Annotated in this window: 22 protein-coding genes and 1 tRNA gene; 19 read left to right on the plus strand and 4 right to left on the minus strand. The window is 64.4% G+C overall.

Annotated features, from left to right (window positions below; genetic code table 11):
* Positions 1-79 precede the first annotated feature (79 nt).
* The 11 genes from kdsD to AB4Y43_RS10905 all read left to right on the plus strand — a co-directional run bounded on the left by kdsD (position 80) and on the right by AB4Y43_RS10905 (position 9,745).
* Positions 80-1,066, plus strand: coding sequence for an arabinose 5-phosphate isomerase KdsD (gene kdsD / locus AB4Y43_RS10855; protein WP_069264850.1), 987 nt, complete (start codon positions 80-82; stop codon positions 1,064-1,066).
* The gene (locus tag AB4Y43_RS10860; RefSeq protein ID WP_069264851.1) at positions 1,066-1,620 is read left to right on the plus strand and encodes an HAD family hydrolase; all 555 of its coding nucleotides are present in this window, start codon (positions 1,066-1,068) and stop codon (positions 1,618-1,620) included. Before kdsD ends, AB4Y43_RS10860 begins: the two co-directional genes overlap by 1 nt.
* Positions 1,617-2,219, plus strand: a complete 603-nt coding sequence (gene lptC / locus AB4Y43_RS10865) for an LPS export ABC transporter periplasmic protein LptC (RefSeq protein WP_342949516.1) — start codon at positions 1,617-1,619, stop codon at positions 2,217-2,219. The genes AB4Y43_RS10860 and lptC overlap by 4 nt, the downstream gene beginning before the upstream one ends.
* A 31-nt stretch (positions 2,220-2,250) precedes the next feature.
* Positions 2,251-2,943: a lipopolysaccharide transport periplasmic protein LptA gene (lptA, locus tag AB4Y43_RS10870; protein WP_368682783.1), complete on the plus strand. Its 693-nt coding sequence runs from the start codon at positions 2,251-2,253 to the stop codon at positions 2,941-2,943.
* Positions 2,940-3,731: an LPS export ABC transporter ATP-binding protein gene (gene lptB, locus AB4Y43_RS10875; RefSeq protein ID WP_069264858.1), complete on the plus strand. Its 792-nt coding sequence runs from the start codon at positions 2,940-2,942 to the stop codon at positions 3,729-3,731. The genes lptA and lptB overlap by 4 nt, the downstream gene beginning before the upstream one ends.
* A 274-nt stretch (positions 3,732-4,005) precedes the next feature.
* Positions 4,006-5,523, plus strand: a complete 1,518-nt coding sequence (locus AB4Y43_RS10880) for an RNA polymerase factor sigma-54 (RefSeq protein WP_069264861.1) — start codon at positions 4,006-4,008, stop codon at positions 5,521-5,523.
* A gap of 173 nt (positions 5,524-5,696) precedes the next feature.
* On the plus strand, positions 5,697-6,053 hold the full coding sequence (gene raiA / locus AB4Y43_RS10885) for a ribosome-associated translation inhibitor RaiA (RefSeq protein ID WP_028201861.1): 357 nt from the start codon (positions 5,697-5,699) through the stop codon (positions 6,051-6,053).
* 353 nt (positions 6,054-6,406) lie between these two features.
* Entirely contained in the window at positions 6,407-6,862 is a 456-nt protein-coding gene (gene ptsN / locus AB4Y43_RS10890; protein ID WP_069264863.1) for a PTS IIA-like nitrogen regulatory protein PtsN, read from the plus strand.
* A gap of 201 nt (positions 6,863-7,063) precedes the next feature.
* Complete coding sequence (gene hprK / locus AB4Y43_RS10895) at positions 7,064-8,032, plus strand: HPr(Ser) kinase/phosphatase (RefSeq protein ID WP_028201859.1); 969 nt, start codon at positions 7,064-7,066, stop codon at positions 8,030-8,032.
* Positions 8,033-8,170: 138 nt separating this feature from the next.
* Positions 8,171-9,064 (plus strand): RNase adapter RapZ, encoded by an 894-nt coding sequence (rapZ, locus tag AB4Y43_RS10900; RefSeq protein WP_069264864.1) that lies wholly within the window; start codon positions 8,171-8,173, stop codon positions 9,062-9,064.
* A 42-nt stretch (positions 9,065-9,106) separates the two neighbouring features.
* Positions 9,107-9,745 carry an LON peptidase substrate-binding domain-containing protein gene (locus AB4Y43_RS10905; RefSeq protein ID WP_069264867.1) on the plus strand — a complete coding sequence of 213 codons (639 nt, stop codon included), beginning with the start codon at positions 9,107-9,109 and terminating at the stop codon, positions 9,743-9,745.
* A 29-nt stretch (positions 9,746-9,774) separates the two neighbouring features.
* Here the strand turns inward: AB4Y43_RS10905 and mutY are convergent, their stop codons facing one another.
* Both mutY and mutM read right to left on the minus strand, forming a co-directional pair.
* Positions 9,775-10,908: an A/G-specific adenine glycosylase gene (mutY, locus tag AB4Y43_RS10910; protein WP_368727803.1), complete on the minus strand. Its 1,134-nt coding sequence runs from the start codon at positions 10,906-10,908 to the stop codon at positions 9,775-9,777.
* A gap of 15 nt (positions 10,909-10,923) precedes the next feature.
* Positions 10,924-11,754 carry a bifunctional DNA-formamidopyrimidine glycosylase/DNA-(apurinic or apyrimidinic site) lyase gene (gene mutM / locus AB4Y43_RS10915; protein WP_069264868.1) on the minus strand — a complete coding sequence of 277 codons (831 nt, stop codon included), beginning with the start codon at positions 11,752-11,754 and terminating at the stop codon, positions 10,924-10,926.
* A gap of 122 nt (positions 11,755-11,876) precedes the next feature.
* On the opposite strand from mutM, the gene AB4Y43_RS10920 reads away from it, so the two are divergent.
* The 8 genes from AB4Y43_RS10920 (at position 11,877) to hisC (ending at position 19,142) form a co-directional block, all read left to right on the plus strand.
* Positions 11,877-13,712, plus strand: coding sequence for a tetratricopeptide repeat protein (locus AB4Y43_RS10920; RefSeq protein ID WP_368605855.1), 1,836 nt, complete (start codon positions 11,877-11,879; stop codon positions 13,710-13,712).
* The gene (lolB, locus tag AB4Y43_RS10925) at positions 13,712-14,374 is read left to right on the plus strand and encodes a lipoprotein insertase outer membrane protein LolB (protein WP_069264872.1); all 663 of its coding nucleotides are present in this window, start codon (positions 13,712-13,714) and stop codon (positions 14,372-14,374) included. The genes AB4Y43_RS10920 and lolB overlap by 1 nt, the downstream gene beginning before the upstream one ends.
* Before the next feature lie 80 nt (positions 14,375-14,454).
* A complete protein-coding gene (gene ispE / locus AB4Y43_RS10930) occupies positions 14,455-15,357 on the plus strand; it encodes a 4-(cytidine 5'-diphospho)-2-C-methyl-D-erythritol kinase (protein ID WP_368605854.1) in 903 nt (300 codons plus the stop codon).
* A 50-nt stretch (positions 15,358-15,407) separates the two neighbouring features.
* Positions 15,408-15,484 (plus strand) — tRNA-Gln (locus AB4Y43_RS10935).
* A gap of 89 nt (positions 15,485-15,573) precedes the next feature.
* Positions 15,574-16,530, plus strand: a complete 957-nt coding sequence (locus tag AB4Y43_RS10940) for a ribose-phosphate pyrophosphokinase (protein WP_069265235.1) — start codon at positions 15,574-15,576, stop codon at positions 16,528-16,530.
* Positions 16,531-16,698: 168 nt separating this feature from the next.
* Positions 16,699-17,307 (plus strand): 50S ribosomal protein L25/general stress protein Ctc, encoded by a 609-nt coding sequence (locus tag AB4Y43_RS10945; RefSeq protein WP_069264876.1) that lies wholly within the window; start codon positions 16,699-16,701, stop codon positions 17,305-17,307.
* A gap of 149 nt (positions 17,308-17,456) precedes the next feature.
* On the plus strand, positions 17,457-18,059 hold the full coding sequence (gene pth, locus AB4Y43_RS10950; RefSeq protein ID WP_368727804.1) for an aminoacyl-tRNA hydrolase: 603 nt from the start codon (positions 17,457-17,459) through the stop codon (positions 18,057-18,059).
* Positions 18,060-18,074: 15 nt separating this feature from the next.
* The gene (gene hisC, locus AB4Y43_RS10955; protein WP_368727805.1) at positions 18,075-19,142 is read left to right on the plus strand and encodes a histidinol-phosphate transaminase; all 1,068 of its coding nucleotides are present in this window, start codon (positions 18,075-18,077) and stop codon (positions 19,140-19,142) included.
* A 69-nt stretch (positions 19,143-19,211) separates the two neighbouring features.
* Here hisC and AB4Y43_RS10960 read toward each other — a convergent pair whose 3' ends face one another.
* Together AB4Y43_RS10960 and coaD are read right to left on the minus strand one after the other, a co-directional pair.
* The gene (locus AB4Y43_RS10960; protein WP_069264882.1) at positions 19,212-19,472 is read right to left on the minus strand and encodes a YfhL family 4Fe-4S dicluster ferredoxin; all 261 of its coding nucleotides are present in this window, start codon (positions 19,470-19,472) and stop codon (positions 19,212-19,214) included.
* An 80-nt stretch (positions 19,473-19,552) separates the two neighbouring features.
* Positions 19,553-20,056, minus strand: a complete 504-nt coding sequence (coaD, locus tag AB4Y43_RS10965; RefSeq protein ID WP_069264884.1) for a pantetheine-phosphate adenylyltransferase — start codon at positions 20,054-20,056, stop codon at positions 19,553-19,555.
* Positions 20,057-20,058: the final 2 nt, after the last annotated feature.

Consider the following 20,058-nt stretch of genomic DNA (forward strand, 5'->3'; position numbering starts at 1 on the left):
AAGCCCGGCGGCTCGCGCACGGGGTTTTGGCGCTGGGGGCGCCGGCGCGGCGCGCAGACGCCTTTGCTATACTCCGCGGATGATAGCGAAAATCAATGGCGACCGGGCGCTGAAGCTCGCTCGCAACGTGCTCGACATCGAAGCGGACGCCGTGCGCGGGCTTCGCGACCGGCTCGACGACAACTTCGTCGGTGCGGTCGACCTCATCCTCAGCTGCCGTGGACGCGTGGTCGTTTCCGGCATCGGCAAATCGGGCCATATTGCCCGCAAGCTCGCGGCCACGCTGGCCTCCACGGGCACCCCCGCGTTTTTCGTGCACCCGGCGGAAGCGAGCCACGGCGACCTCGGCATGGTCACCGCCGACGACGTCTTCATCGGCCTGTCGAACTCCGGCGAATCCGAAGAACTCGTGGCGATCCTGCCGCTCGTCAAGCGCATTGGCGCGAAGCTCATCGGCATGACGGGCAATCGCCCGCAATCGACGCTCGGCCAGCTTTCCGACGTGCATCTGGACGCCGGCGTGGAAAAAGAAGCCTGCCCGCTGAACCTCGCGCCCACCGCCAGCACGACGGCGGCACTCGCGCTCTCCGACGCACTCGCGGTCGCGGTGCTCGACGCGCGCGGCTTCGGTGCCGACGACTTCGCGCGCTCGCATCCGGGCGGCGCGCTCGGCCGGCGCCTGCTCACCTACGTGCGCGACGTGATGCGCACGGGCGACGAAATCCCGAAGGTGCGCGACGACGTGACCGTGCGCGACGCCCTCTTCCAGCTCACGGCCAAGCGCATGGGCATGACGGCGGTCGTCAACGCCGACAACCACGTGCAGGGCATCTTCACGGATGGCGACCTGCGCCGTGTGCTCGAGCGCGTGGGCGATTTCCGCGACCTGCCGATCGCTCAGGTCATGACGAAAGGCCCGCGCACGATCGGCCCGGACCAACTTGCCGTCGAAGCTGTGGAACTGATGGAGCGCCATCGCATCAATCAGATGCTGGTCGTCGATGCCGAGGGCACGCTGATCGGCGCCCTCAACATGCACGACCTGTTCTCCAAGAAGGTGATCTGATGGCTAGCCCACTCGACGCAACCGCGCGCGCCGCGCGTGTGCGCTTGATGATTTTCGACATCGACGGTGTGCTCACCGACGGTGGCCTGCTCTTCACCGGCGCGGGCGACACGATGAAGGCGTTCAACTCGCTCGACGGCCACGGCGCGAAGCTACTGCGCGAAGCCGGCATCGACACGGCCATCATCACCGGGCGCCGTTCGGAGATCGTCGCCGTGCGCGCGAAGGAACTGAAGATCACGCATCTGTGGCAAGGCGTGGAAGACAAGCGCGTCGCGTTCGCCGAGCTGCTCTCGCAAACCGGCATTGCGCCCGAAGCGTGCGGCTACATGGGCGATGACTGGCCCGACCTCGGCGTGATGCTCCAGTGCGGCTTCGCGGCTGCGCCCGCGAACGCCCACCCCGACGTGCTCTCGCGCGCCCACTGGGTGTCCGACAAGGTGGGCGGCCACGGCGCCGTGCGCGAAGTCACCGACCTGATCCTGCGCGCGCAGAACCGCTACGACGCCCTGCTCGCCGCGGCCTGCGCGCCGCTCGCCGGGATGCCGCGATGAACCACCAGAAGTTCCGCCTCACGTCGCTCGTGCCGCTCGTGTGCGTCGCCGCGCTCGCCGGTTTCACGTGGTGGCTGCTGCAGGCCGTCCAGCCGCGCGAGAAGGAGGCGGCGCCGCGTGCGCCCACGCATACGCCCGATTATTTCGCCGATAACTTCTCGGTGTCCGAGCTCGACCAGTCGGGCGCCACGCAGTACCGGCTCACGGCCACGCACATGGTTCACTACGAGGACGACGAGAACAGCGACCTCACGAACCCGGCCGTGCGCGCATTCCAGCCCGGCAAGCCGATCGTCACGGCCACCGGGCTGCGCGGCACGGTCAACGCCGACGCCTCGATCGTCAATCTGTACGACAACGCGCGCATTCTGCGCGCGGCCGGCGCCGGCGACCCCGAAATGCAGGCTGATTCCGAGCATTTCAAAGTGCTCGTGAACGACGATGTGATCCTGACCGAAAAGCCGGTTAAACTTCGACGCGGCCAGTCGGTCATGACGGCCACCAGCGGCATGAACTACAACAATGTCTCCCGGGTCATCCAGCTCTTCGGCAACGTCCGTGGAGCCATCGCCCCGGCAGACTCCGGCGGCTCGTCCTGAACGCCGGGCCGTCCACGCAAGGCACGATTGCATGAACGATTCGCTTCCCCGTCCACTGAACGGCCGTTCGCCTGACGCCCGCCGCGCACGCTTCGCGGCGCTGATGGCGCTCGCCAGCGCGCTGCTGTTCGCCGGCCTCGCGCCCGCGGCCCACGCCGAGCGCGCCGACAAGGACAAGCCGCTCAATATCGAAGCGGACAACATGACCTATGACGATCTGAAGCAGCAGACCGTCTTCACGGGCCACGTGGTTGCCACCAAGGGCACGATCCTCATCAAGGCCGACAAGCTCGTCGTCACCCAGGACCCGCAGGGCTACCAGTTCGCGACCGGCACCGTCGCGCCGGGCACGCCCGCCGACAAGCTCGCCTACTTCCGCCAGAAGCGCGAAGGCCTCGACGAATACGTCGACGGCACGGCCGAGCGCATCGACTACGACGGCAAGCAGGACCTCACCACGCTCACGACGCGCGCGACGGTGCGCCGCCTGCAGGGTCTCTCGACGGTGATGGATCAGGTCCACGGCAGCGTCGTCACGTACGACGGCCAGAACGACTTCTACACGGCGCGCTCCGGCAAGGACGTCGCGGGTCCCGGCAACCCCGGCGGCCGCGTTCGCGCGATGCTCTCGCCGCGCAACACCACCACCGGCGCACAACCGCCCGCCGGCGCCCCGGCCGCCCTCACGCCGTCCACCAAGCTGCAGGAAGCGCCGCCACAGTGAATACCGTCACCGCCACCCAAAGCTACGGCCGCCAGCTGGCCGGCAAGACGAGCACGCTCGTCGTGCGCAACCTGAAGAAGCGCTATGGCTCGCGCACCGTCGTCAAGGACGTGTCGCTCGACGTGAAGAGCGGTGAAGTGGTCGGACTGCTCGGCCCCAACGGCGCCGGCAAGACCACGTCGTTCTACATGATCGTGGGTCTCGTGCCGCTCGACGCCGGCGAGATCGACCTCGACGGCCGCTCCATCAGCCTTCTGCCGATCCACAAGCGCGCGGCGCTCGGTCTTTCGTATCTGCCGCAGGAAGCCTCGGTGTTCCGCAAGCTCACGGTCGAGGAGAACATCCGCGCGGTGCTCGAACTGCAGGTCGACGGCAACGGCAAACGTCTGTCGAAAGACGTCATCACCGAGCGCGCCGAAGCACTGCTCGAGGAGCTGCAAATCGCGCATCTGCGCGAGAATCCGGCGCTGTCGCTGTCAGGCGGCGAACGCCGGCGCGTCGAAATCGCGCGCGCGCTCGCAACCGATCCGAGCTTCATCCTGCTCGACGAGCCGTTCGCAGGCGTCGACCCGATCGCCGTGCTGGAAATCCAGAAGATCGTGAAGTTCCTGAAGCAGCGCAACATCGGCGTGCTGATCACCGACCACAACGTGCGCGAGACGCTCGGCATCTGCGATCACGCGTACATCATCAGCGACGGCAGCGTGCTCGCGGCCGGCGCACCCGGCGAGATCATCGAGAACGAGAACGTGCGCCGCGTTTATCTCGGCGAGCACTTCCGCATGTAAGCCCCCGGGCGCGCCTCGCGCGCCCGTTCACCGCAGTCCCGCAGCGCCCACCCGGGCGCGCGCGATCCGCTTTCGCGTTTTTCCGGCCTCATCTTTCGCGTTTCCCCGTGTAACTGCTCGACCTTGCCCCCAAAACGGTGCATGGCAGGCCCGGGAGCGCCCCTGTTTGCGCACCAAATTCCGGGCAGGCACCGGCGTGGCGCACGCTCGTTTTTGCGAGTGCCCCGTGGTTTCGTCCGCGTGGCAAACTCTTTACAATGGTTCGCACACCGCCATGAAAGCCAGCCTCCAACTCCGCCTCTCGCAGCATCTTGCGCTCACGCCACAACTGCAACAGTCCATCCGGCTGCTGCAGCTGTCGACGCTCGAACTGCAGCAGGAGGTCGCGACGGCGATCTCGCAGAACCCGCTGCTCGAGAACGAGGACGACTGGATCGCGAGCCCGCTGCGCGTGGCCGCGGACGGCTCGGTCATCGCGCAGCCGCCCGCGCCCTCCGGCGCCGAGCCGATGCAGGGCGCGAACAGTTCCACCTCGACGTCCAACGGCAGCGGCGAAAACAACGAGAGCGAGCCGCGAGGCGTGGACGAATACGACGGCCTTGGCGGCGACGCGAACGGCGACGCGAGCCAGTGGAACCTGGACGATTACGGCCGCTCGGGCAACGCCTCCGACGACGACGACCTGCCGCCGCTGCAGATCCACGAATCGACCACCACGCTGCGCGACCATCTCATGGCGCAGTTGCGCGAAACGAACGCGAGCCAGCGCGACCGCGCGCTCATCACGTTTCTCATCGAATCGCTCGACGAAGACGGCTACCTCAGCGCGACCTGCGAGGAAATTCTTGCCGACATTCCCGAAGAATTCGAAGTCGACGCCGACGAATTCAATGCGGCGCTAGCGCTGCTGCATAGCTTCGACCCCGCGGGCGTGGGCGCGCGCTCGGCCTCCGAGTGCCTCAAGCTGCAGTTGTTGCGCGTCACTTCGTCGCCCACGCGCACGCTCGCGCTCGAAATCGTGTCGAACTATCTCGAACTGCTCGCCGCGCGCGACTTCACGCGGTTGCGCAAGCAACTGAAGACGGGCGACGACGAGCTGCGTGACGCGCATGCGCTGATCCGTTCGCTCGAACCGTTCCCGGGTTCGTCGTATGGCAAGGCTGAAGCCGATTACGTGGTGCCCGACATCATCGTGAAGAGGACCGGCCAGAACTGGCATGCGGAACTCAACCCCGAGGTGGTGCCGAAGCTGCGCATCAACCACCTGTACGCGAATATCCTGCGCAACAACCGTGGCGATCCGGCTAGCGGTTCGCTGCGCCAGCAGCTGCAGGAAGCGCGCTGGCTCATCAAGAATATCCAGCAGCGCTTCGAGACGATCCTGCGTGTCGCGCAGGCTATCGTCGAGCGTCAGAAGAACTTTTTCGTGCACGGCGAAATCGCCATGCGCCCCTTGGTTTTGAGGGAGATTGCTGATACGCTGGGCCTACACGAATCGACTGTCTCGCGTGTGACAACCGGTAAATACATGCTGACTCCATTCGGGACACTTGAATTTAAGTACTTCTTCGGATCGCATGTATCGACGGACACCGGAGGCGCTGCATCGTCCACCGCCATCCGCGCCCTCATCAAGCAACTCATAGGAGCCGAGAACACCAAATCTCCTCTTTCAGACAGCCGCATAGCCGAACTGCTGGCAGAACAGGGCTTCGTGGTCGCGCGACGCACCGTTGCGAAGTATCGCGAGGCGCTGAAGATTCCAGCCGTCAATCTGCGCAAGTCTCTTTAGCCTGTTCCGGCTTTTTCGGAGCAGGCGTTTTCCGGCCGCTACGCCCGTTGGCGGACATGGCCGGCCGAGTTCGCCCGCCGTCGCAGGCCTTTCGGGGAGCCGCGTTCTGGCAGACAGTCGACCGGCATTGCCGCACTTCACGCGTCACGCGGCCATCAGCCTGGAGAAGCACTATGAATCTGAAGATCAGTGGACACCATCTCGAAGTAACGCCAGCGTTGCGAGAATACGTGATCACCAAACTGGACAGGGTGCTAAGACATTTCGATCAGGTAATCGATGGCAATGTGGTCCTCTCGGTCGACAACCATAAGGAAAAGGATAAGAGACAGAAGGTCGAAGTGAACCTTCATCTGAAAGGCAAGGACATATTTGTGGAGAGCGCGAACGGCGACATGTACGCCGCCATCGATCTCGTGGTCGACAAGCTGGACCGCCAGGTCGTACGTCACAAGGACCGCGTGCAGGGACATCAACATGAGGCGATCAAGCACCAGCCTGCGCCCATCATCGAAATCCCGCCGCAGTGATCCCACAGTGTCCTGTGTGGCGATTCACGCCATGAACCGGGGCTGGAGTCGATAGTTCATCCTCCGCCCCCCGAAGCGAAGCCGCCCAAACCGGGCGGCTTTTTCGTGAGTACGCGCAATGCAGGGTTTTACCGCTGGGTGCAACCGGGCAACGAGGGTTGCGCTCATGCGTGGCGCATCGCACCATCGGCGTGGACGCTTGTTCTATAATGGTCCAGTCGTATTACGGGGTCTAACGCGCCAACAGGTCCCCACGGTCCCGGCACCGGGCTTCGTCGCCAGATCCAAAGCTTCCGCCAAAGCGGTCAGCTGTCGGGGTGTGGAGCATTCAGGCCACGTTTTCGCCTGCCAACATGAATCGTTTAGCCAAAATACTTCCCATCGAGAACGTCGTCGTCGGCCTGTCCGTCACCAGCAAGAAACGCGTCTTCGAGCAGGCTGGCCTGATCTTCGAAAACCAGAACGGCATCGCCCGCAGCACGGTTACCGACAATCTTTTCGCACGCGAGCGTCTCGGCTCCACGGGCCTCGGCGAAGGCGTCGCGATCCCGCACGGCCGCATCAAGGGCCTGAAGCAGCCGCAGGCCGCCTTCGTGCGCCTCGCCGAGCCGATCGCCTTCGAAGCGCCAGACGGCCTGCCCGTGTCGCTTTTGATCTTCCTGCTCGTGCCCGAACAGGCCACGCAGCAGCACCTTGAAATCCTGTCCGAGATCGCACAACTACTGTCGGATCGCGAAACGCGTGAGCGGCTCCATACGGAAGAAGACCGCGAAACGTTGCATCGCCTGCTCACCCAGTGGCAACCTTGATGTAATGTGCGGCGTCTTGCGAGGCGCGGTCGCGGTACGCGCGGCCGAACAGCGCGCGCTCGACGCTCGTTGCAGGGGTGAAGCGTAAGGCGCCGGCAGCCGTGAACCACCCAGGTAGCGCACCCAGGCCAGGTCGCGCGGATTATTTAGCCAGCAATTCAGTCAGCCGTTAGGCGAGTCATCTCGCGGAGTCACCGACTCATGGACACTTCCAGCATCAACGCCCAAAGCATCTTCGACGACAACGCCACCACGCTGAAACTCAGCTGGCTGACGGGGCACGAAGGCTGGGAACGCGGCTTTTCGACCGAAACGGTGGCCACGGCCACGGCGAGCGCCGACCTCGTCGGTCACCTGAACCTGATCCACCCGAACCGCATCCAGGTGCTCGGCGACGCCGAAATTCACTACTACCAGCGCCAGACCGACGAAGACCGCTCGCGCCACATGGCCGAGCTGATCGCGCTCGAACCGCCGTTTCTCGTGGTCGCCGACGGCATGACCGCGCCGCCCGAACTGGTGCTGCGTTGCACGCGTTCTTCCACGCCACTCTTCACCACGCCGATGTCGGCGGCCACCGTCATCGACAGCCTGCGCCTCTACATGTCGCGCATTCTCGCGCCGCGCGCGACGCTGCACGGCGTGTTTCTCGACATTCTCGGCATGGGCGTGCTGCTCACGGGCGACTCGGGTCTCGGCAAGAGCGAGCTGGGTCTGGAGCTGATCAGCCGCGGCCATGGCCTCGTAGCCGACGACGCCGTGGACTTCGTGCGCCTCGGCCCCGATTTCGTCGAGGGGCGCTGCCCGCCGCTGTTGCAGAACCTGCTCGAAGTGCGCGGCCTCGGCCTGCTCGACATCAAGACGATCTTCGGTGAAACGGCCGTGCGCCGGAAGATGAAGCTCAAGCTCATCGTGCAACTCGTGCGCCGCCCGGACGGCGAGTTCCAGCGTCTGCCGCTGGAGAGCCAGACCGTCGACGTGCTCGGCCTGCCCATCAGCAAGGTCACGATCCAGGTGGCCGCGGGCCGCAACCTCGCCGTGCTGGTCGAGGCCGCCGTGCGCAACACGATCCTGCAATTGCGCGGTATCGACACCCTGCGCGACTTCATGGACCGCCAGCGTCTCGCCATGCAGGACCCCGACAGCCAGTTTCCCGGCAAGCTGATCTGACGCCCGAAGCGGTGAGGCCGGCGAGGCGCGCAATGTACGCCGTGCGCGCCCTCGAAACGAGCGCCTGCGGCCCGGAGAGCCAATACAGGCGCGCGGATCGGATGCTATGATGACCCAATCGGGTTCATCGACTCTCCCATGCGTATCATCCTGATCACCGGCATTTCGGGTTCCGGCAAGTCAGTGGCGCTCAATGCGCTCGAAGACGTCGGCTATTATTGCGTCGACAATCTGCCGCCGCGCTTTCTACCGCAACTCGCCCAATATCTCAGCGACGACGGCTACGAACGCCTCGCCGTCGCTATCGATGCGCGCTCGAGTTCGTCGTTCGACGACATGCCGGAGATGATCCGCGACCTGGCGCTTCGCCACGATGTGCGCGTGCTCTTCCTCAACGCGAGCACGCAGTCGCTCATCCAGCGCTTCTCGGAAACGCGCCGCCGCCATCCGCTTTCGGGCTCCGCCGCGCACGACGCCAACGTGGGCATGCTCAAGTCACTCGAAGAAGCGATCGAGCACGAGCGTGAACTCGTTTCGAACCTCGCCGAGTTCGGCCATCAGGTCGACACGAGCAACCTGAGTTCCAACGCACTGCGCCAGTGGGTGAAGGTGTTCGTCGGCGGCGAGCGCGGCTCGCTCATGCTCACGTTCGAATCGTTCGGCTTCAAGCGCGGCGTACCGCTCGACGCCGACCTCGTGTTCGACGTGCGCACGCTGCCGAACCCGCATTACGACGCCCGCTTGCGGCCGCTCACCGGGCTCGATCAGCCCGTGATCGACTTTCTCAATGCGCAGCCGGCCGTCCACGAAATGATCGACGATGTCTATGCGTTCGTCGCGAAGTGGCTGCCGCATTTTCGCGCCGACAACCGCAGCTATCTCACCGTTGCGATCGGCTGCACGGGCGGACAACATCGATCGGTGTACATCGCCCAGACGCTCGCCACGCGCTTTGCCGGCGAGTCGAACGTTATCGTGCGTCACCGCGACGCGCCTCTCGATGTCGGAGAGTCGTCACGGCTGATCGCCTAACCGGCTGCGCATCGCGCGGCCCTTAACCGAAAGCGTTGCGCCATGTCCTCGTCTCCTGCCGTGCTTGGCCGTTTGCCGTTGTTCCCGCTGCATACGGTGCTGTTCCCCGGCGGCCTGCTGCCGCTCAAGATCTTCGAAGCGCGATACCTGGACATGGCGAGCGAGTGCCTGCGCGAGCACACGCCGTTCGGCGTGTGCCTGCTCAAAAGTGGCGCGGAAGTCGCGCAGCCCGACGAGACGACTGCCGTGCCCGAATCCGTGGGATGCCTCGCGCTCATCGAGCAATGCGATGTCGAGACCGTCGGCATGCTGCATATCCAGGCTCACGGCACGCAACGCTTTCATCTGCTCTCGCATCGCGTGGAAGCCGACGGCCTGCTCGTGGGCACGGCCGAGTTGATCCCCGAAGATATTCCACTGGAAGGCGGCAAACAGCTCGCGCAATTCGGCGCGTGTGCGGAAGTGCTCGAGCGCATCATCGCGACGATCCGCGAGCGCGATTCCGCGAGCCTGCCGTTTGCGGAGCCGTTCCGCTTCGACGATCCCTCGTGGGTATCGAACCGTCTGGCCGAGGTGCTGCCGATCGCGCTGCGCGCGCGTCAGAAGCTCATGGAATTGAACGACGCGGGCGCGCGTATCGAAATCGTGCATCACTACATGCAGCAGCATCAGCTGCTTTGATGCAGCGTTGATGCGGCTTGCTCGCTGACTCAGATCAGCGGTCCACGCAAACCATCGAGCAGTTTGCGCACCGGCGCGGGCACGCCATACGCGTCGATGTTGCCTAGCGACACCCATGCGCTCTGTCCATCATTGGCTTCGAGCGGCGCGGCATTGCGCTTGAGTTCGATCACGCGCGGCTCGATGTCGAGCTTGAAGTGCGTGAACGTATGCGTGAGCGGCATGAGCGCCGAACTCGACGCCGCGCGCTCCGGCGTCACTCCGAAGTCTCGCGCGCGCTCGGCGAGCGCGGGTTCGTCCGCGGCTTCGGGCAAGCTCCACAACCCACCCCAGATACCCGATGGCGGGCGCTTCTCCAGCATCACCGCATCGCCGTCGAGCAGCACGAGCATCCACGTGCGCCGCGTGGGCACGGCCTTCTTCGGGCGCGCGGCGGGTAGTTCGCGTTGACGTCCCGTCGTGTTCGCCACGCAGTCCTGCGCGAACGGGCAGCGCGCGCAGTCGGGCTTGCCCCGCCCGCACAGCGTCGCGCCAAGATCCATCAAGCCTTGCGTGTACGCGCTCACGTCGGCGTCGCTCACTTCGGGACCCGGCACGAGCGTTTCGGCGAGCGTCCACATCGCGTTCTCCACGCGCTTTTCACCAGGAAAGCCTTCCACGCCGAACACGCGCGCGAGCACGCGCTTCACGTTGCCGTCCAGGATCGTTTCGCGCGCGCCGAACGCGAACGACGCGATCGCCGCCGCCGTCGAACGGCCGATGCCGGGCAGCTCCGCGAGCGCCTCGACCGTCTGCGGAAACTTGCCACCGTGGGTATCGGCCACGACCTGCGCGCAGCGGTGCAGATTGCGCGCGCGCGAGTAATAGCCGAGGCCGGCCCAGAGCGCCATCACGTCGTCGTCGGGCGCGGCAGCGAGCGCTTCGACCGTGGGAAAGCGCTCGAGAAAACGCGCGTAGTACGGAATCACGGTCGAGACCTGAGTCTGCTGCAGCATGATTTCCGAGAGCCAGATGCGGTACGGGTCGCGCGTGTTCTGCCACGGCAGGTCGTGACGGCCATGCTCGCGCTGCCAGGCGATCAGGCGCGGCGCGAAACCGGTGAGCAGCTCAGCGGGATACGCGCCAGCCGGTAGCGGCGCGGAAGTGGAAGAAGTTCGGTACATGGAAATGCCTGGCGCTCAGCGCTGGCAGCGCGGACAGAAATAAGTGGAACGCTGGCCCTGCACGATCTGCTTGATCGGCGTGCCGCACACGCGGCAGGGTTGGCCCGCGCGGTCATAAACGAAGTATTCGAGCTGAAAATAGCCGCTTTCGCCGTTGCTGCCGACGAAGTCGCGCAGCGTGCTGCCGCCCTTCTCGATGGCCGAGGCGAGCACGGCGCGCACGGCATCCGCGAGGAGTTCGTAGCGCGCGAGCGAAACGCGGCCCGCCGGGGTCGTCGGCCGGATACCGGCGCGGAACAGACTTTCCGATGCGTAGATATTGCCAACGCCCACCACGATATCGCCCGCGAGGAGAGCCTGCTTGACGGCGACCTTGCGGCCGCGGGTCTCGCGAAAGAGCAGTGCGCCGTCGAAGGCCGGTGTGAACGGCTCGATGCCGAGCGCCGCCAGCAGCGGATGGCCGAGCACGTCGCCAGCCTCGCGCGGGTGCCAGAGCACGGCGCCGAACCGGCGCGGGTCGCGAAAGCGCAGCGTGAAGTCGTCGAAGAACCAGTCGACGTGATCGTGCTTCTCCGCGGCCGGCGGCTTCGGCAGATTGCGCAGCACGCGCAGCGTGCCGGTCATGCCGAGATGCACGATGAACCAGCCTTCGTCGACCTCGAACAGCAAATACTTGCCGCGCCGCCCAACCGAACGTATCGTGCGGCCGCGCAGCGTACGGGCGAGCGTAGCCGGCACGGGCCAGCGCAATGCGGGGTTGCGCACCTCCACGCGCTCGACGCGGCGGCCCGCGACCCACGGTTCGATCCCCCTTCGGGTAACCTCAACTTCTGGCAACTCTGGCATATCTCGCGGCCTGATTCGGATGCTGGTCCGGGTTGGTCTGCAACTTGCGTAAACGTGTGTGCGCGTTGTGCGCGTATTGTAGCCAGCGCGTTACAATCGACCGAAACATTCGACGGAATTCCATGGAACTGTCTTTCGTTAAGCTGTTCGCGAAGCGTCCCGCGACGCCCCGCGCCCCTGCCGCCTTCGCGCGTCGCCTCGTTGGCGCCGCAGTTCTCGCCGCCTGGGCGTTGACCACGTCGAGCGCATATGCGCAGGATCCGTCCCCTGACACGGACGACACTTCCGTCACCATGCCGGACGCTTTCGGTCCCCCCTCGCCCGACGAGAAGAAGGATCTGCCGGCCGTTCCGCTGTCGAGCCAGATCGTCTTCCAGGTGCTCGCCGCGGAAATCGCGCTGCAGCGCGACCAGCCTGCCCCCGCCTTTCAAACGTATCTCGCGCTCGCGCGCGACACGCACGACCCGCGCATGGCGCAGCGCGCGACGGAAATCGCGCTCTCGGCGCAAAGCCCGTCCGACGCCCTGAATGCGGTGCAGCTCTGGCAGCAGTACGCGCCCGATTCCGAGCGCGCGGCGCAGCTCGACGCGTCACTCCTCGTGCTCGCGGGCAGGCCCGACGACGCCCAGCCGCTGCTTGCGCGCGAACTCGCGAAGGTACCGGCCGACAGCCGTGGCCAGGCGATCCTCTCACTGCAGCTTCTGCTTTCGCGCGGTCCCAATCGCGTGGGCGGCCTGAATGTGCTCAAAACGCTGCTCAAGGACGACATGAACCGTCCCGAGGCGCAGCTCGCGATCGGCCGCCAGCAACTGCTCGCCGACGACGCACCCGGCGCACGCAAGTCGTTCGAGCAGGCGCTCGCGCTCAAGCCCGACTACCTTCCCGCCGCGCTGATGCTCGCGCAGATGGGGCCGGAGGAGCGCGCCGAAGGCATTGCGTCGATCGAAAAATACGTCCAGCAGAACCCGAAGTCGCGTGAAGGGCGTCTCGCACTCGCGCAGACCTATCTCGCTGCCGACCGCCTCGACGACGCGCAGAAGCAGTTCGAGATTCTGCACAAGGACAACGCGACCGACCTGATGCCGCTCATGGCGCTCGCGCTCATCAGCGTTCAGCAGAAGAAGTTCGACGCCGCGCAGAAGTATCTGACGCAATACGCGCAGGTTGCCGAGAAGAATCCGGCCGCCGACCCAGGTCAGGCCTATATTTACCTCGCGCAACTGTCGGTCGAGCAGAAGGACGACGCCGGCGCACAGAAGTGGCTCGACAAGATCCAGCCCAACAGCCAGCAATATGTGCCGGCCCAGATCACGCGCGCACAGATCCTGGACAAGGAAGGCAAGACCGACGACGCGCGCCGTCAGCTCGCGAGCATTCAGGCCGACGATCCGCGCGACCAGGCGCTGATCGCGCGCACCGACGCCGCGATCCTGTTCGACGCGAAGCGCTACCCGGAAGCCGAAGCACGGCTCGCGAAGGCGACCGCCGACTTCCCGGACGACCCGGACCTCACCTATGACTACGCGATGGCTGCGGAAAAAACCGGCCACTACGACGTCATGGAAGCGCAGCTGCGCAAGCTGATCAAGACGCAGCCCGACAATCCGCAGGCCTACAACGCGCTCGGTTACTCGCTTGCGGACCGCAATCAGCGCCTGCAGGAAGCCGACAAACTGGTGGAAAAAGCCTCGTCGCTCGCACCGGACGACGCGTTCATCATGGACAGTGTGGGCTGGGTCAAATACCGCCTGGGTGACAATGCCGACGCGATCAAGCTCTTGCGCAAGGCCTACAGCCTCCAGCCGAACGCGGAAATAGGCGCGCACCTCGGTGAAGTGCTCTGGAAAAACGGCGACCAGGACGGCGCACGCGCCGCGTGGCGCGAGGCCCGCAAGCTCGAACCCGACAACGACACGCTCCTGAAGACGCTCAAACGCTTCCAGGTCAACGATCTCTGATGGCAGATTTTTTCACTTCGATTTCCCCCCAGGCCCTCACCGTTGCGCGCGCAGCCAGTTTCGTACGGCGCGCGTCGCTCGGCGCAGCGGCGGCCGCGCTCCTCGCGCTGACGGGTTGCGCGACGCAACAGCCGCCGCGCCAACCTTCCACCTCGAACGCCACGACCTCGCTCAGTACGCAGACGAACCGCGCCTATCATGGCCGCTTCGCCGTTCAATATGTCGATCAGAACGGCCAGCAGCGCAACGCGTACGGCAACTTCGACTGGCACGAGACCGATTCGACGGTGACGCTGCAACTGCTCAATCCGCTCGGCCAGACACTCGCGCTCGTCACTTCCGCGCCGTCGCAAGCCACGCTGGAACTGCCCAACCGCCAGCCGCTCACGGCCGACAACGTGAGCACGCTCATGCAGCAGGCGCTCGGCTTTGCCCTGCCCGTGGAAGGGCTGCGCTACTGGCTGCAGCCTTCGGTCGCGCCCACCTCGCATGCGCGCACTACGCCCGACTCGCAGAATCCGCAGCGGCTTTCGCAGATCGAGCAGGACGGCTGGACCATCGATTATGTCGCCTATGCCGACGCGCCGGCCAATGGCGTGAAACGCGTCAATCTCACGCGCGAAGCACCGCCGCTCCAGATCAAGCTCGTGCTCGACCAGTAAGCGGGCCGGTTGCGGTCTCTCATCAGCAATATCTGGCCGGCACGCGCCGGTCAGTATCCAGGCATCATCCCAAGAGCATCATGATCGAAACCCAGGACTCGCTGCGCGACTGCCTAGCGCCCGCGAAACTCAATCTCTTCCTGCACATCACGGGCCGGCGCCCCAATGGCTATCACGATCTGCAGACCGTGTTCCAGTTGCTCGACTGGGGCGACACGCTGCATTTCACGCGCCGCCACGACGGCCGCATCACGCGCACCGTGGAAGTGGAAGGCGTACCTGCCGAGCACGACCTCACCGTGCGCGCCGCGACGCTGCTCAAGGAACACACGGGCACGAGCGAGGGTGTCGAGATCGATATCGAAAAGCGTCTGCCGATGGGCGCGGGTCTCGGCGGCGGCAGCTCCGACGCGGCCACGACGCTGCTCGCGCTCAACCGCCTGTGGAAGCTCAACCTGCAACGCGAGCAATTGCAGGCGCTCGCGCTCGAGCTAGGCGCGGACGTGCCCTTCTTCGTGTTCGGGAAAAATGCGTTCGCGGAGGGTGTTGGCGAAGCCCTCGAGGCTGTACAATTGCCCCCGCGTCATTTTTTGGTCGTGACGCCGCGGGTTCATGTTCCTACTGCCGAGATTTTTTCAGAAAAATCGTTGACAAGGGACACAAAGACCTGCACAATTGCAGTCTTTCTTGCACAGCAAGCAACGCAGAACGGATGGCCAGACAGCTTCGGTCATAACGATATGCAAGCGGTTGTCGCAGGAAAATACGCGGAAGTAGCGCAGGTGCTTCGATGGTTTGAGAGTGTCTCGAGCAGCATCGCACCAGCGCGGATGACCGGATCGGGTGCCAGCGTTTTTGCAGCATTCGCCAGTCGGTCCGAAGCAGAATCGGCACAGGCCAGACTGCTTGCGGAACAACCGGACTGGCGAAGCGCGGTAGCCTCGAGTCTGAACAAGCATCCACTCTTCGCTTTCGCGGCATAGTTTTGCATGGTTGATCGTCCTACCGGTCAGTCAGGCTCAAAGTTGAGTGTAGGGGAGTCGCCAAGTTGGTTAAGGCACCGGATTTTGATTCCGGCATGCGAGGGTTCGAGTCCTTCCTCCCCTGCCAAAAATTCCAGGCAGTTCGCTCTGTGGGTTACCCGGAGCAGTTCGCCCAAGTAGTTCCTCTCGCCCTCCAAAGTCCGCAGCAGGTGCATGATGAGCAGCCATGACGGCCTGATGGTTTTTACTGGCAACGCAAATCCCGCGCTTGCCCAGGAAGTCGTCAAGATCCTCGGTATTCCCCTCGGTAAGGCTATGGTTAGCCGATTTTCCGACGGTGAAATCCAGGTCGAAATCCAGGAAAACGTGCGCGGCAAGGACGTCTTCGTCCTTCAGTCGACTTGCGCGCCGACCAACGACAACCTGATGGAACTGATGATCATGGTCGATGCGCTCAAGCGCGCATCCGCAGGCCGGATCACCGCAGCTATTCCCTACTTCGGCTATGCCCGTCAAGACCGCCGCCCCCGTTCGGCGCGCGTCGCCATCTCGGCGAAGGTCGTGGCGAACATGCTGGAAATCGCCGGCGTCGAGCGGATCATCACGATGGATCTGCACGCTGACCAGATTCAGGGCTTCTTCGATATTCCCGTCGACAACATCTACGCAACGCCCGTGTTGCTCGGCGATCTGCGCAAGCAGAATCACGAGAACCTGCTGGTCGTTTCGCCGGACGTCGGCGGCGTGGTGCGCGCCCGTGCGCTCGCCAAGCAACTGAATTGCGATCTCGCCATCATCGACAAGCGTCGTCCGAAGGCGAACGTCGCCGAAGTGATGAACATCATCGGTGAAGTCGAAGGCCGCACCTGCGTGATCATGGACGACATGGTCGACACCGCCGGCACGCTCTGCAAGGCAGCGCAAGTGCTGAAGGAACGCGGCGCGAAGAAGGTGTTCGCTTACGCCACGCACCCGGTTCTCTCGGGTGGCGCAGGCGAGCGCATCGCCGCTTCGGCTCTGGACGAACTCGTCGTGACCGACACGATTCCGCTGGGCGCCGAAGCGCGTTCGTGCGCGAAGATCCGCTCGCTCACGAGCGCAGGACTTCTCGCCGAAACGTTCTCGCGTATCCGTCGCGGCGACTCGGTGATGTCGCTGTTCGCGGAAAGCTAAAAAGAATTGACGCGCAAGGCGCGGTGTTCGCAAGGACGCCGCGCTTTTGCACGTAATCGGCGCGAACGGACGATGGTTCGCGCTGCATCGCTGGGGCCGGAAGGCAGGCATTCTGCTGAAAAGGCCCCGTTTTACTGCCTGGTCGCGGGCAGTGCAATGGAGAATCAAATGAAAGTCATCGCTTTCGAGCGTAACCTGCAAGGTACGGGTGCGAGCCGCCGCCTGCGCATTGCTGGCAAGACCCCTGGCATCGTTTACGGTGTCGGCGCCGAGCCGCAACTGATCGAAATCGATCACAACGCGCTGTGGCACGCCCTCAAGAAGGAAGCCTTCCACTCGTCGATCCTCGACCTCGAAGTGGCCGGCAAGTCGCAGCAAGTGCTGCTGCGCGACGTGCAATACCACCCGTTCCGTCAGCTCGTGCTGCACGTGGACTTCCAGCGCGTGGATCCGAGCAAGAAGATCCACACGAAGGTGCCCCTGCACTTCATGAACCAGGAAACCAACCCGGCTGTGAAGACGGGTGGCGCGATCATCTCGCACGTTCTGGCTGAAATCGAAATCCAGTGCCTGCCGGGCCAACTGCCGGAATTCCTCGAAGTCGACCTCGCCAAGATCGAAGCCGGTCAATCGCTGCATGCCAAGGACATCACCCTGCCCGCAGGCGTGACGCTGGTTCAGCACGTCGAAGTGGAAAACCCGGTCATCGTGTCGGCACCCGTGCCGGCTGGCGCCCAGGCGGCTGCTGAAGGCGAAGAAGCGCCGGCTGCGGAGTAAGCGCAGCGGCCTCAATGAGCCGATCCTCTCGATCCGTTTCCCTGAAACGGTCGACGTGACCCGCCGCGGTTCGCCCCGGCGGGTTTTTTTTCGCACTTTTTCGTACACTTGCGGGTCAGTTCATCGATTGACGCAAGCGGAACACCACAATGATCAGGTTGATCGTCGGGCTCGGCAATCCGGGCGCCGAATACACGGCGACGCGCCACAACGCGGGCTTCTGGCTCGTGGACCAGCTCGCGCGCGAAGCCGGCACGACGCTGCGCGACGAGCGGCGCTTCCACGGCCACTACGCGAAGGCGCGACTCTACGGCGAGGAAGTGCATCTGCTCGAACCGCAGACCTATATGAACCGCTCGGGGCAATCGGTCGTCGCTCTCGCGGCCTTCTTCAAGATCCTGCCCGATGAGATCCTCGTCGCGCACGACGAGCTCGATCTGCCGCCCGGCACCGTCAAGCTCAAGCTCGGCGGCGGCAGCGGCGGCCACAACGGCCTGAAGGACATATCCGCGCATCTGTCGACGCAGCAGTATTGGCGTTTGCGCATCGGCATCGGCCATCCGCGCGACCTGATTCCCGAAGGCGCGCGCGCCGGTGCAAAGCCCGATGTCGCGAACTTCGTGCTCAAGCCGCCGCGCCGCGAAGAGCAAGAGGTGATCGACGCATCGATCGAACGCGCGCTCGCCGTGATGCCGACGTTCGTGAAGGGCGAGGCCGAACGCGCGGTGATGCAGCTGCATCGCAACGGTTGAAACAAGGAGAGCGTCTTGAGTCGTTACTGGAGTGACATCGTCGACCGGCTCGTGCCCTACGTGCCGGGCGAGCAGCCCGCGCTCGCGAAACCGGTCAAGCTCAACACCAACGAGAATCCGTATGCGCCCTCCCCGCGTGTGCTCGAGGCGATCCGCCACGAACTGGGCGAGACGGGCGAGTCGCTGCGCCGCTATCCCGACCCCGTCGCGAAGCGTCTGCGCGCCGCCGTGGCCGCGCATCACGGCATCCGCGCGGAGCAGGTGTTCGTCGGCAACGGCTCGGACGAGGTGCTCGCTCACGCCTTCCAGGCGCTGCTCAAGCACGACGAGCCGATCCTCTTTCCCGACATCACCTACAGCTTCTACCCGACCTACGCGCGGCTCTACGAGGTCGAGTACCGCACCGTGCCGCTCACGGAACAGTTCACGATTCGCGTCGACGATTACCGCCAGCCCAATGGCGGCGTAATTTTCCCGAATCCGAATGCGCCCACGGGTCACGCGCTGCCGCTCGCGGAGATCGAGCGGCTTGTCGCGGCGAACACGGAATCCGTGGTGGTGATCGACGAAGCGTATGTGGATTTCGGCGCCGAGTCGGCGATTGCGCTGATCGACCGCTATCCGAACCTGCTGGTCGTGCACACAACTTCGAAATCGCGCTCGCTCGCGGGCATGCGCGTGGGCTTCGCGTTCGGCCACCCCGATCTCATCGACGCGCTCAACCGCGTAAAGGACAGCTTCAACTCGTACCCGCTCGACCGCCTGGCACAAGCCGCCGCGACCGCCGCTTACGAAGACGGCGAGTGGCTGAAGACCACGAGCGCGCGCGTGATCGCCAGCCGCGAGCGCCTGACGGCCGCGCTCACGGCGCTCGGCTTCGACGTGGTGCCTTCGGCGGCGAATTTCGTGTTCGCGACGCATCCTGCGCACGACGCGGCGGCAATTGCGGCCAAGCTGCGCGAAAAGGAGATCTTCGTGCGCCATTTCAACGCGCCGCGCGTGAGCCAGCATCTGCGTATCTCGATCGGCACGGATCTCGAGTGCGACACGCTCATCGACGCATTGAAGGCCATCGTCGCGTAAGAAGGCGGCAGGATGAAATAAAAAACGCGCCAGTTGGCGCGTTTTTTATTTTCCGCAGAATTGCGCGATTCAGGCGTTGTTCTTCGCCGCCGTCAGCGCGTGGTACTTCTGCATCAACTGCTCGGGCGACTCGACGTGCTCCGGATTCTTGGGAATGCACTCCACCGGGCACACCTGGATGCACTGCGGCTCATCGAAATGGCCGACACATTCGGTGCACTTCTTCGGGTCGATCACATAGATTTCCGGGCCCATCGAGATCGCGTCGTTCGGGCACTCGGGCTCGCACACGTCGCAATTGATGCACTCGTCGGTAATCATCAGGGCCATGCTGTTCTCACTTCCCGCCGGCGCGAAGGCCGGCTCACACGTTGCTTAGCCCGACAGTTTACGCTGCTTTGGCCGGGCGTTCACACCTTCGTAACCGGGGCGCCCATCGAGGCCACCTTGTCCTGCAAGCGCTTTTCCACGGACGGAAACACGAACTTGCTCACGTCGCCGCCCAACTGGGCGATTTCGCGCACAATCGTGCCCGAAATGAACTGATACTGGTCCGATGGCGTCATGAACATCGTCTCGACGTCGGGCAGCAGGTAACGGTTCATGCCCGCCATCTGAAATTCGTACTCGAAGTCCGACACCGCGCGCAGGCCGCGCACGATCACGCGTGCGTTGTTGGTGCGCACGAAGTCCTTCAGGAGCCCCTTGAAGCTCATGACCTGCACGTTCGGATAGTGGCCGAGCACCTCGTGGGCAATCTCGAGCCGCTCGTCGAGCGAGAAGAAAGGCTTCTTGTTGCGGCTGTCCGCAACGCCGACTACCAGCGTGTCGAAAATGCTCGACGCGCGCCGCACGAGATCTTCGTGGCCGCGCGTGAGCGGGTCGAAGGTACCGGGGTACACGGCGACTACCATGA

Source organism: Paraburkholderia sp. BR10872 (assembly GCF_040965835.1).
Taxonomy (GTDB): Bacteria; Pseudomonadota; Gammaproteobacteria; order Burkholderiales; family Burkholderiaceae; genus Paraburkholderia; species Paraburkholderia nodosa_A.

Excerpts from the sequence above, each read along its gene's own strand:
- AB4Y43_RS10860 (WP_069264851.1), top strand. The coding sequence starts at position 1,066 with ATGGCTAGCCCACTCGACGCAACCGCGCGCGCCGCGCGTGTGCGCTTG.
- AB4Y43_RS10905 (WP_069264867.1), top strand. The coding sequence starts at position 9,107 with ATGTCCTCGTCTCCTGCCGTGCTTGGCCGTTTGCCGTTGTTCCCGCTG.
- lolB (WP_069264872.1), top strand. The coding sequence starts at position 13,712 with ATGGCAGATTTTTTCACTTCGATTTCCCCCCAGGCCCTCACCGTTGCG.
- pth (WP_368727804.1), top strand. The coding sequence starts at position 17,457 with ATGATCAGGTTGATCGTCGGGCTCGGCAATCCGGGCGCCGAATACACG.
- lptC (WP_342949516.1), top strand. The coding sequence starts at position 1,617 with ATGAACCACCAGAAGTTCCGCCTCACGTCGCTCGTGCCGCTCGTGTGC.
- mutM (WP_069264868.1), bottom strand. The coding sequence starts at position 11,754 with ATGCCAGAGTTGCCAGAAGTTGAGGTTACCCGAAGGGGGATCGAACCG.
- coaD (WP_069264884.1), bottom strand. The coding sequence starts at position 20,056 with ATGGTAGTCGCCGTGTACCCCGGTACCTTCGACCCGCTCACGCGCGGC.
- AB4Y43_RS10960 (WP_069264882.1), bottom strand. The coding sequence starts at position 19,472 with ATGGCCCTGATGATTACCGACGAGTGCATCAATTGCGACGTGTGCGAG.
- lptA (WP_368682783.1), top strand. The coding sequence starts at position 2,251 with ATGAACGATTCGCTTCCCCGTCCACTGAACGGCCGTTCGCCTGACGCC.
- hprK (WP_028201859.1), top strand. The coding sequence starts at position 7,064 with ATGGACACTTCCAGCATCAACGCCCAAAGCATCTTCGACGACAACGCC.
- rapZ (WP_069264864.1), top strand. The coding sequence starts at position 8,171 with ATGCGTATCATCCTGATCACCGGCATTTCGGGTTCCGGCAAGTCAGTG.
- mutY (WP_368727803.1), bottom strand. The coding sequence starts at position 10,908 with ATGTACCGAACTTCTTCCACTTCCGCGCCGCTACCGGCTGGCGCGTAT.
- ptsN (WP_069264863.1), top strand. The coding sequence starts at position 6,407 with ATGAATCGTTTAGCCAAAATACTTCCCATCGAGAACGTCGTCGTCGGC.
- ispE (WP_368605854.1), top strand. The coding sequence starts at position 14,455 with ATGATCGAAACCCAGGACTCGCTGCGCGACTGCCTAGCGCCCGCGAAA.
- AB4Y43_RS10945 (WP_069264876.1), top strand. The coding sequence starts at position 16,699 with ATGAAAGTCATCGCTTTCGAGCGTAACCTGCAAGGTACGGGTGCGAGC.
- AB4Y43_RS10940 (WP_069265235.1), top strand. The coding sequence starts at position 15,574 with ATGAGCAGCCATGACGGCCTGATGGTTTTTACTGGCAACGCAAATCCC.
- AB4Y43_RS10880 (WP_069264861.1), top strand. The coding sequence starts at position 4,006 with ATGAAAGCCAGCCTCCAACTCCGCCTCTCGCAGCATCTTGCGCTCACG.
- AB4Y43_RS10920 (WP_368605855.1), top strand. The coding sequence starts at position 11,877 with ATGGAACTGTCTTTCGTTAAGCTGTTCGCGAAGCGTCCCGCGACGCCC.
- raiA (WP_028201861.1), top strand. The coding sequence starts at position 5,697 with ATGAATCTGAAGATCAGTGGACACCATCTCGAAGTAACGCCAGCGTTG.
- kdsD (WP_069264850.1), top strand. The coding sequence starts at position 80 with ATGATAGCGAAAATCAATGGCGACCGGGCGCTGAAGCTCGCTCGCAAC.